Origin of the sequence: Streptomyces sp. NPDC050704 (assembly GCF_040654355.1) — a bacterium.
Classification (GTDB): Bacteria; Actinomycetota; Actinomycetes; order Streptomycetales; family Streptomycetaceae; genus Streptomyces.
In genome coordinates this window covers 25,021-34,480 of sequence record NZ_JBFAHW010000110.1, presented here as the reverse complement: position 1 = coordinate 34,480, position 9,460 = coordinate 25,021, and the positions used below count along the sequence as shown (strand labels likewise).

Sequence of the window (9,460 nt, the reverse complement as noted above, 5' to 3'; positions counted from 1 at the left end):
TGACCTTCACCAGCGGGCTGAAGCCGGGCGCGACGCTGGGAGAGGTGAACGGGGAGGCCCCAGGGGCGCGGGGAACTGCGCGACCAGCCCCCACCGCCCCGCACTCGCCACACAACAGGTCCCCCGAGCTCACAGGCGCCCGCGCCACACACCCCCCGGCCACCCGTATACGGCCGAGGGGAACGTTTGAGCGTATAGAGGCTGGGCTAGATTTCGAGGCATGGCTCCCACCCAAGCGGCAAGCGTCCTCGTCGCATCGAACCGCGGCCCGATCTCGTACGACGTACGCGAGGACGGCTCGCTCCACGCCAAGCGCGGCGGCGGCGGCCTGGTCTCCGGCCTCTCCGCGATCGGGCCCGAGACGGGCGCGCTGTGGGTGTGCTCGGCCCTCGGCGACGGCGACCGCGAGGCGGTCAGGCGCGGTGTCGGCGAGCAGGGCGTACGGATGCTGGACATCGACGCCGACGTGCACGCGGACGCGTACAACGGCATCGCGAACTCCGCGCTGTGGTTCGTCCACCACATGCTGTACCAGACGCCGCTGGAGCCGGTCTTCGACGCGGAGTTCCGGCGGCAGTGGGCGTCTTACGAGACGTACAACCGCGCCTTCGCCGAGGCGCTGGCCGAGGAGGCCGCGCCCGGTGCCGCCGTCCTCGTCCAGGACTACCACCTGACGCTGGTGCCGCGGATGCTCCGCGAGCTCCGTCCCGACCTGCGCATCGGGCACTTCTCGCACACGCCCTGGGCACCGCCGGACTACTTCCGGCTGCTGCCCGACGACATCGCGGCCCAGGTGCTCGGCGGCATCCTCGGCGCGGACCGGGCCGCGTTCCTGACGCAGCGCTGGGCGGACGCCTTCACGGAGTGCTGTCACGCCGTGCTGGGCCCCGGGATTCCGTCGGGTACGCGGATCGGTGTGCACGGACTCGGGGCGGACGCGGACTTCCTGCGCGAGCGGTCGCACCGGCCGGACGTGGCGGAGCGGATGGCGGAGCTGCGGGAGCAGATCGGGACGACGGCCGACGGGAAGCCGCGGCAGGCGATCGTGCGGGTGGACCGGACCGAGCTGTCCAAGAACATCGTGCGCGGGCTGCTGGCGTACCGGGAGCTGCTGACGGACCGGCCTGAGTGGCGCGAGCGCGTGGTGCATGTCGCCTTCGCGTACCCGTCCCGCCAGGACCTGGCCGTGTACCGCGACTACATGGCCGAGGTGGAGCGGCTGGCGGAGGAGATCAACTCCCAGTACGGGACGCCGGGTTGGACCCCGGTCCTGCTGAACATGAAGGACGACTTCGCGCGCTCCCTCGCCTCGTACCGGCTGGCCGACGTGGCCCTCGTCAACCCCATCCGGGACGGCATGAACCTCGTCGCCAAGGAGATGCCGGTCGTGTCGGACGACGGCTGCGTGCTGGTGCTGTCCCGGGAGGCGGGGGCGTACGAGGAGCTGGGCGAGGACGCGATCACGGTGAACCCGTACGACGTCTCGGGCACCGCCCGCGCCCTCCACGAGGCGCTGACGATGCCGTTGGACGAGCGGGCCGAGCGGACGAAGCGGCTGGCCGCGGCGGCCACCGCGCTGCCTCCGGCCCAGTGGTTTCTGGATCAGTTGAACGCGCTGGACTCGTAGCGCTGCCGCGGCACCGATTGAACACTGCGGGTGCGTGGGGGCTGAGCGCGTCCACGCGGCGGAGCCGCAAAATGTCACAGCCCCGCGCCCCTTAGCCCCTTACGGGGCTAGCTGGGCCGCGAGCCCTTCCAGTAGGCGTACGAGTCCCTCCGGGCCGTCGACCACCAGGTCGGCGCGCTCGGCGAGTTCGGTGACCTCGTTGCTGCCGCTGCACACCAGCAGACCGGGTACGCCCTCGGAGCGGAGCTTGTCGACGGCGGCGAAGGCGGGCAGGTCGCCCAGGTCGTCGCCGCAGTACATGACCGACTCGGCGCCGACGTCCCGTACGTACTCGCTCAGGGCGACGCCCTTGTCCATGCCCGGCGGGCGCAGCTCCAGGACCAGCCGGCCCGGTTCGACGATCAGGCCGTGGCGGGCGGCGAGTTCGGCGAGGGGGTCGCGCAGGGCCTCGAAGGCGGCCTGGGGGTCCTGGGCGCGGCGGGTGTGGACGGCGACGGCCCGGCCCTTCTCCTCGATCCAGGTGCCCCGCCAGGCGCCGATGTCGTCCAGGAAGCCGGGGAGCTCCGCTCGGACCGCCGCGACGCCGGGGTCGGGGGCGGGGGCGTGGACCGTGCCGGTGACGGCGTCCCAGCGTTCCGCCCCGTAGTGGCCGAGCACGACGAGGTGCTCCAGGCCGGGGACGCCGGCGAAGCCGCCGTAGCGGACCGCTACGCCTGCGGGGCGGCCGGTGACCACGGCCACGGATGCCGTCTTCGGTGCGAGGGCGGCGAGGGCCGGGACCGCGTCCGGGTGGGCCCTTGCCTGTTCCGGGTCGGGGACGATCGGGGCGAGGGTGCCGTCGAAGTCGAAGGCGAGTACGGCCTTGTCGGGCCGCGCGACGATGGCTTCCAGACCGTCGCGGCCCGCCGGGGTCGTGGGGGTCGGCATCGACGATGAGCCGGGTTGACTGACCATAGGCCGACCTTAGCCGCGAGGCTTCGTTTCTTCGCCCCCGCCGCCCCTACCCGTCCCATCCCTGGGGGCTGCGCCCCCAGACCCCCGCCTATCGGCCTGAACGGCCTCGTCCTCAAACGCCGGACGGGCTGAAGGGGGCCTGGGCAGGCTGGGAGATGCGCGGGCGGTCGGGGAGTTCCTGGGCGGGCTGGGTGCCCGGGCTGGCGGGTGCGCGGGCTGGCTGGAGGGCAGGGCGTAGCCCGCCCTTCAGGGGCGCGGGGAACTGCGCGACCAGCCACAACGAACCCGCACCCGACGACACACCCAGCCCGGCCTGCCTCACCCCTCCCGCTCGGCCCGCCGCACATCCCGCACCCGCCGCAGCCGATTCACCGTCACCGGATCATGCGCGAGGGCCCGCGGCGCATCCAACAGCGCGTTGAGCAGCTGGTAGTAGCGCACGGGCGCCAGCCCCAACTCTTCCCGTATCGCCCGCTCCTTGGCCCCAGGCGAAAGCCACCCGCGCCGCTCCAGCGCGAGCACGGCCCGCTCCTGCGCGGTCAGCTCCGGCTCCTCTTCCGTCATGGACGGCACGTTAGCGGCCACCACCGACAGAGCCGCCGCGAGCCGGCCCAGACCTACGACGCGCCCTCCTCCGCGGAAGCGGCCCGCTGCAACTGCCCGAGAATCGACGCCGGATTCCCCTTCGGGCTCACGGCCTTGCCGATCTGCTGCTTGATGTCCGCGCTGACCGACGCCCAGGACGTCTTGCCGACGGGATACAGCTCGGAGTTGGGCAGTTCGTCGAGGAACTGGACGAGGTCCGCGTCCTCCTCGGCCCCGGCCATCGCGTCGGAGGCGGACGCGGTGACGGGCAGCAGGTCGTACTCACGGGAGAAGGCGAGCACGTTCTTGTCGCTGTACACGAAGTCGAGGAAGTCGCCGATCTGCTCGGCGTGGTCGTTCTGCTTGAAGGCCATCATCCAGTCGGCGACACCCATCGTCGCCTTGGCCCGGCCGTCGACGCCGGGCATCGGCACCATGCCGAACTTCACGCCCTTCGCGGCGGCGGCCCGCATCAGCGTGGGGTGGCCGTTGAGCATGCCGACCTCGCCGCGCGTGAACGCCGCGAAGGCCTGGGCGCGGTTGAGGTTCGCGGGCGCTACCGGTCCGGTGAGCCCCTTCTCGACCAGTTCGTCCTTGAGCCAGTTGAACGTCTTGATGTTCTGCTCGGAGTCGATGTGGTACGAACCGACGCCGTCGGTGTAGCCGTCGCCGCCGCTCAGCAGCCACATCATGGTCTCGGCCTGCGCCTCCTCCCGCCCGAGCGGCAGCGCGTACGGGTACTTCACGCCGGCGGACTTGAGGGCCTTCGCGTCGGCCGCGAGCTCGCTCCAGCTCCGCGGCGGGGTGAGGCCCGCGTCGGCGAAGAGCTTCTTGTTGTAGAAGAGCAGCCGCGTCGAGGAGGCGAACGGCATGCCGTACTGCGTCCGTTCCACCTGACCCGCCTCGGTGAGCTGCGGCACGAAGTCGGCCTGGGTGGGTATGGAGAGCAGGTCGTCGACCCGGTAGAGCTGGTTCTTGGCGGCGTAGTCGGCGTACGTGCCGATCTGCGCCATGTCGGGCGCGTCGCCCTCGTCGACCATCTTCTTGACCTTGGCGTCCACGTCGTTCCAGGAGTGGACGCTGACCTCGATCCTGGTCCCGGGGTTCGTCTTCTCGTACTCCTTGACGAGCTTGTCCCAGTACTTCTGGGAGCTGTTCGCCTTGGAGTCGCCGTACTCGGCCGCGACAAGTCTCAGCGTGACGTCCCCGGCCGCGGCGGAACCGCCGCAGCCACCGAGGGTCGCCGTCATGCCCAGCGCGGAAATCACCGCGATCAGACCTGCCACTCGCCGCTGCACCGCTACCGTCCCCAACTCTGTCGTCGAACCCTGTCGTCGCACACCGGATCCACCCGGACGATTCACACGATCGATTCACATGTGCGACCGGAACTTTCGATTCCCAATTTTCGCTCTAAGGTCTACACCACGCGAGTGGACTAGACCTCTCATGGGGTAAGAGGCGACACTGTCCCCCGTGAGACATGTCATCGCCCTCGATGTGGGCGGCACCGGGATGAAGGCCGCCCTCGTGGGGGCGGACGGCGCGCTGCTCCATCAGGCCCGCCGTGCCACGGGACGGGAGCGCGGCCCGGACTCCGTGGTCGAGTCGATCCTCGCCTTCGCGGCCGACCTGCGCGCCCACGGGGAACGCCGTCTCGGCGAGCCCGCGGCGGCCGCCGGCGTCGCCGTCCCCGGCATCGTGGACGCCGACCGCGGCATCGCGGCGTACTCGGCCAACCTCGGCTGGCGCGACGTACCCCTGCGGGATCTGCTCAGCGAGCGGCTGTACGGAGTTCCGGTGGCCCTCGGCCACGACGTGCGCACCGGCGGGCTCGCCGAGGGCCGGATCGGCGCGGGCCGGGGCGCCGACCGTTTCCTGTTCGTGCCGCTGGGCACCGGTATCGCGGGCGCCATCGGCATCGACGGCCGGGTGGAGGCGGGCGCGCACGGCTTCGCGGGCGAGATCGGCCACATCGTCGTACGCCCCGGGGGCGCCCCGTGTCCGTGCGGGCAGCGCGGCTGTCTGGAGCGGTTCGCGTCCGCGGCGGCGGTCAGCCAGGCCTGGGCCGAGGCGTCCGGCGACCCGGCGGCGGACGCGGCGGACTGCGCGAAGGCCGTCGAGTCCGGGGACCCGCGGGCCCGCGAGGTCTGGCAGGAGGCCGTGGACGCGCTCGCCGACGGGCTCGTCACCGCGCTCACCCTGCTGGACCCGCGCACCCTGATCATCGGTGGCGGTCTCGCCGAGGCGGGGGAAACCTTGTTCACACCGCTGCGGGCCGCGGTCGAGCGGCGCGTCACCTTCCAGAAACTGCCGTCCATAGTCCCCGCGGCCCTCGGCGACACGGCCGGCTGCCTCGGCGCGGGCCTCCTGGCCTGGGACCTGCTGGCCACCCCTTCCACCCCCGCTTCGGAGGTAACCGCCCAATGACTGTGAACCGGGCACACGAGGGCGCCCCGTCAGGGGCGCGGGGAACTGCGCGACAAGCCCCCACCGGCCCGCAGATCGTGATCCTCACCGGAGCCAACGTCGTACTCCCCACCGGAACGGTGCCAGGCGGCCGCGTAATCATCGAAGGCACCCGGATCTCCGGCAGCGCTCCCGAGGGCGCCCCCACCCTGGACCTGCGAAACCACTGGCTGGTGCCCGGCTTCGTCGACATGCACAACCACGGCGGCGGCGGAGCCTCCTTCACCTCGGGCACGGTCGAGGAGATCCTCAAGGGCATCCACACCCACCGCCTGCACGGCACGACCACCCTCGTCGCCTCCACCGTCACCGGCGACATGGACGGCCTCGCCCAGCGCGCCGGACTGCTCTCCGAGCTGGCCGAGCAGGGCGACATCGCGGGCATCCACTTCGAGGGGCCGTTCATCTCGCCGTGCCGCAAGGGCGCGCACTCCGAGGAGCTGCTGCGCGACCCGGACCCGGCGGAGGTCCGCAAGCTGATCGACGCGGCGCGCGGCCGGGCCAGCATGGTCACGCTCGCCACCGAACTGCCGGGCGGCGTCGACTCCGTACGCCTGCTGGCCGAACACGGCGTGATTGCGGCGATCGGGCACACGGACGCGACGTACGAGCAGACGGTCGAGGCCATCGACGCGGGCGCCACGGTGGCGACGCACCTGTTCAACGCGATGCCCACCCTCGGGCACCGCTCGCCCGGCCCGATCGCGGCCCTCCTGGAGGACGAGCGGGTCACGGTCGAGCTGATCAACGACGGTACGCATCTGCACCCCGCCTCCCTCCAGCTGGCGTTCCATCACGCGGGCGCCGGCCGGGTGGCGTTCATCACGGACGCCATGGACGCGGCGGGCTTCGGCGACGGCCGTTACATGCTCGGCCCGCTGGAGGTCGAGGTCAGCGAGGGCGTGGCGCGGCTGGTGGAGGGCGGCTCGATCGCGGGCTCGACGCTGACCCAGGACCGGGCCTTCAAGCGGGCGGTGACCGTGGACCGGCTGCCCGTCGAGGACGTCGTCGCGGCCGTCTCCGCCAACCCGGCGCGGCTGCTGGGCAGGTACGACCGGGTGGGTTCGCTGGAGCCGGGCAAGGACGCGGACCTGGTGGTGCTCGACGCCGGTTTCGAACTCAAGGGCGTGATGCGCCGGGGCGAATGGGTGGTCGATCCCCGACTGGGGTGATTCTTCCGGTTGTTGCCCGACTGTTGCCCGACGGCGGTTGGCCTGGAGGACTGGGCCGACCGCCGTCGTCTTTGGCATGATCGGGCCTCCGGAACAACCAACAAGCTGTTCGCCGCGTCTACTTGATGGTTCTCTTCGAGTAGTTCGAGTAGACGGTTCTCTTCGAGGGAGGTCGGCCCAGGTGATCCTCACGGTCACGCTGAATACCGCTCTCGACATCACGTACCGCGTACGGGCGCTGCGTCCGCACGCCTCGCACCGGGTCACCGACGTGACCGAACGGCCGGGCGGCAAAGGTCTGAACGTGGCCAGGGTGCTCGCGGCCCTCGGTCACGAGGTGACGGTGACGGGCTTCGCGGGCGGTGCGACGGGGCGCTCCCTCCAACACCAGCTCACGCACACCCCGGGCGTCGTGGACGCGCTGGTCCCGGTGACGGGTTCGACCCGCCGCACGATCGCGATCGCCGACACGTCGACCGGTGACACGACTCAACTCAACGAGCCCGGCCCTCTGATCGCCCCCACCGAGTGGTCCGCCTTCCAGGAGGCGTACGAGGATCTGCTGCGCGCTTCCTCAGCCGTGGCGCTGTGCGGCAGCCTGCCGCCCGGGGTGCCGGTGGGCGCGTACGCCGGGCTCGTCCGCACGGCACGGGCGTCGGGGGTCCCGGTGCTGCTGGACACCAGCGGTGAACCCCTGCGCCGCGGGGTCGCCGCCCGCCCCGACATCGTCAAGCCGAACGCCGACGAACTGGCCGAACTCACCGGCGCCCACGAGCCGCTCCAGGCCACCCGTGACGCCCGCCGCCGCGGCGCCCACGCGGTCGTGGCCTCCCTGGGCCCGGCGGGCCTCCTCGCCGCGACCCCCGAGGGCCAGTGGCGGGCCACTCCGCCCCGCACGGTCCACGGCAATCCGACGGGCGCTGGCGACTCGGTGGTCGCGGGCCTGCTGTCGGGTCTGGTGGAGCGCCTGCCCTGGCCGGAACGCCTGTCCCGCTCGGTGGCCCTGGCCGCGGCGACCGTACTGGCGCCGGTGGCGGGCGAGTTCGACCGCCAGGCGTACGAGGATCTGCTGGGCGGGGTGTCGGTGACGGGCGAGGCCACCGCCGCCTGAGAGCGGCCTGCGGGCAGGCGCCTCCGGCGGGACCCCCGCCTCGACCACAGGAACCCGGTTGCCCCCCGATCACAAGGTTGGCAAGATCGCGGGCGACCACATCATGTCCAAGAAGGCGAAGTAACTCACTATGAAGATGCGTCTATTCGCGCTGGCCGGCGCCACGCTGATCGCCACCCTGCCGCTCACCGCACAGACCGCGTCCGCCGCGCCCAGGTGCACGAGCGACAACATCTGCACGTGGACGAAGGCCAACTTCGGGGGAACGAAGCACACCTACGGCAAGGCGAACGGCTGTTACCCGCGCAGCGGCCGCACGGTGTCCAACCAGAGCAACAAGCTCATCACCGTCTACAAGGACGCCTCGTGCTACGGCAGTCACTTCGACATCAAGCCGGGCCACTACTCGGGGAGCACTCCCTGGCCGGTGAAGAGCATGGCCGTCTGGGGATGACGTCCGCCGGGCCGTGACCCGGACGGGGATGGAAAAGCAGGTGTGGCCCGCCGGTGCCGGCGGGCCACACCTGCTTTCCGCTTACGGCCTCATGAGCTCTACGACTACTTGAGCTTGCTGAGTGACAGCTGGTCGAGAACCGCGTCGCACTTGTTGCCGTCGTTGCAGGCGACCTCGATGGTGTTGGTCCCCTTGTTCAGGGTGACCGGCGCCCACGTGGTCTGCCAGCCCTTCTCCCAGTCGCCCTTCGGGGCTCCCGCCTCACCGATGAAGTTCTTCATGTTCAGCGGCGCGGTGTTCGCCTTGCCGTTGACCACGAGGGTCGCGTCGGCGGCGACGCCCGGAATGCCGTAACGCACGTCCAGCCGGTAGGACCCGGCCTTCCCGATGTCGCGGACGGTCCACACGACCTTGGCGCCGACCTGGTTGAAGCCCGTCACGTACACACCGCCGGCCGCCTTCGCGCCGTCGAACTGGGTATCAATGGTCGTGCCGCCCTCAAGACGCAGCGCCTTCGCGTCGATCTTCGGCAGGTCGGCCGGGTCCCCGGCGGCCTTGGACGCCGTCTCGCTCGGCTGGACGCTGTTGGCGCCCGACGGCTTCGCTCCCGCCGCGTCGCCGCCCTTGTCGCCCTCGTCGTCGCCGCCCAGCATGGCGACGCCGATGCCGATCACCACGGCCGCGACCACGGCGACGGCGCCGATCAGGAGACCCTTGGTGTTGGGCCCGTTGGAACCTCGGCCCCGGCCGCCACCGCCGTTGGCGGGCAGCGGCTGGTACGTGGTGGGCGCACCGCCGGGGAAGGTCTCGGGCGCGGAGTAGTTCGCGTTCGGCCGGCCGTACGCCGCCTGCTGCGGGGGCACCTGCTGCCCGTACTGCGCGGTCGGGGCGGTCGGCGCGGCGGGCTGGCCGTACTGACGCTCACCGACCGGTCGCACCCGGTTCACCGAGCCGGGGTAGCCGTAGCCACCGCCACCGCTCGGCGGCTGGGCTCCGGCGGCCTGCCCGTCCTCGTAGAGGTAGCCGAACGGGTCGTCGTCCTCGGGCGTGCTCGCGCCGTTGTTGCCGGGCGTCATCCCTTGGTCTCC

Annotated in this window: 9 protein-coding genes; 5 read left to right on the top strand and 4 right to left on the bottom strand. The window is 71.6% G+C overall.

Annotated features, from left to right (window positions below; all coding sequences use genetic code 11):
• The first annotated feature begins 220 nt into the window (after window positions 1–220).
• On the top strand, window positions 221–1,627 hold the full coding sequence (locus AB0I18_RS41100; RefSeq protein ID WP_363110863.1) for a trehalose-6-phosphate synthase: 1,407 nt from the start codon (window positions 221–223) through the stop codon (window positions 1,625–1,627).
• 99 nt (window positions 1,628–1,726) lie between these two features.
• On the opposite strand, the gene otsB is transcribed toward AB0I18_RS41100, so the two are convergent.
• From otsB to AB0I18_RS41085, 3 genes are all read right to left on the bottom strand, one after another.
• The gene (gene otsB, locus AB0I18_RS41095; protein ID WP_363110862.1) at window positions 1,727–2,581 is read right to left on the bottom strand and encodes a trehalose-phosphatase; all 855 of its coding nucleotides are present in this window, start codon (window positions 2,579–2,581) and stop codon (window positions 1,727–1,729) included.
• Window positions 2,582–2,899: 318 nt separating this feature from the next.
• On the bottom strand, window positions 2,900–3,145 hold the full coding sequence (locus AB0I18_RS41090; protein ID WP_363110861.1) for a DUF3263 domain-containing protein: 246 nt from the start codon (window positions 3,143–3,145) through the stop codon (window positions 2,900–2,902).
• Between the two features lie 53 nt (window positions 3,146–3,198).
• On the bottom strand, window positions 3,199–4,416 hold the full coding sequence (locus tag AB0I18_RS41085) for an extracellular solute-binding protein (protein ID WP_363110866.1): 1,218 nt from the start codon (window positions 4,414–4,416) through the stop codon (window positions 3,199–3,201).
• Between the two features lie 226 nt (window positions 4,417–4,642).
• On the opposite strand from AB0I18_RS41085, the gene AB0I18_RS41080 reads away from it, so the two are divergent.
• The 4 genes from AB0I18_RS41080 to AB0I18_RS41065 all read left to right on the top strand — a co-directional run bounded on the left by AB0I18_RS41080 (window position 4,643) and on the right by AB0I18_RS41065 (window position 8,372).
• Window positions 4,643–5,596, top strand: coding sequence for an ROK family protein (locus tag AB0I18_RS41080; protein ID WP_363110860.1), 954 nt, complete (start codon window positions 4,643–4,645; stop codon window positions 5,594–5,596).
• Window positions 5,593–6,807, top strand: a complete 1,215-nt coding sequence (nagA, locus tag AB0I18_RS41075; RefSeq protein ID WP_363110859.1) for an N-acetylglucosamine-6-phosphate deacetylase — start codon at window positions 5,593–5,595, stop codon at window positions 6,805–6,807. The genes AB0I18_RS41080 and nagA overlap by 4 nt, the downstream gene beginning before the upstream one ends.
• A 181-nt stretch (window positions 6,808–6,988) precedes the next feature.
• Window positions 6,989–7,918: a 1-phosphofructokinase family hexose kinase gene (locus tag AB0I18_RS41070; protein ID WP_363110857.1), complete on the top strand. Its 930-nt coding sequence runs from the start codon at window positions 6,989–6,991 to the stop codon at window positions 7,916–7,918.
• Between the two features lie 130 nt (window positions 7,919–8,048).
• A complete protein-coding gene (locus tag AB0I18_RS41065) occupies window positions 8,049–8,372 on the top strand; it encodes a peptidase inhibitor family I36 protein (protein WP_363110856.1) in 324 nt (107 codons plus the stop codon).
• Window positions 8,373–8,476: 104 nt separating this feature from the next.
• Here AB0I18_RS41065 and AB0I18_RS41060 read toward each other — a convergent pair whose 3' ends face one another.
• On the bottom strand, window positions 8,477–9,448 hold the full coding sequence (locus tag AB0I18_RS41060) for a carbohydrate-binding protein (RefSeq protein WP_363110855.1): 972 nt from the start codon (window positions 9,446–9,448) through the stop codon (window positions 8,477–8,479).
• Window positions 9,449–9,460 lie beyond the last annotated feature (12 nt).

What these genes read in the sequence shown, in the direction of transcription:
- AB0I18_RS41090 (WP_363110861.1), bottom strand. Translation starts at nt 3,145, where the DNA reads ATGACGGAAGAGGAGCCGGAGCTGACCGCGCAGGAGCGGGCCGTGCTC.
- nagA (WP_363110859.1), top strand. Translation starts at nt 5,593, where the DNA reads ATGACTGTGAACCGGGCACACGAGGGCGCCCCGTCAGGGGCGCGGGGA.
- AB0I18_RS41060 (WP_363110855.1), bottom strand. Translation starts at nt 9,448, where the DNA reads ATGACGCCCGGCAACAACGGCGCGAGCACGCCCGAGGACGACGACCCG.
- otsB (WP_363110862.1), bottom strand. Translation starts at nt 2,581, where the DNA reads ATGGTCAGTCAACCCGGCTCATCGTCGATGCCGACCCCCACGACCCCG.
- AB0I18_RS41100 (WP_363110863.1), top strand. Translation starts at nt 221, where the DNA reads ATGGCTCCCACCCAAGCGGCAAGCGTCCTCGTCGCATCGAACCGCGGC.
- AB0I18_RS41065 (WP_363110856.1), top strand. Translation starts at nt 8,049, where the DNA reads ATGAAGATGCGTCTATTCGCGCTGGCCGGCGCCACGCTGATCGCCACC.
- AB0I18_RS41085 (WP_363110866.1), bottom strand. Translation starts at nt 4,416, where the DNA reads ATGACGGCGACCCTCGGTGGCTGCGGCGGTTCCGCCGCGGCCGGGGAC.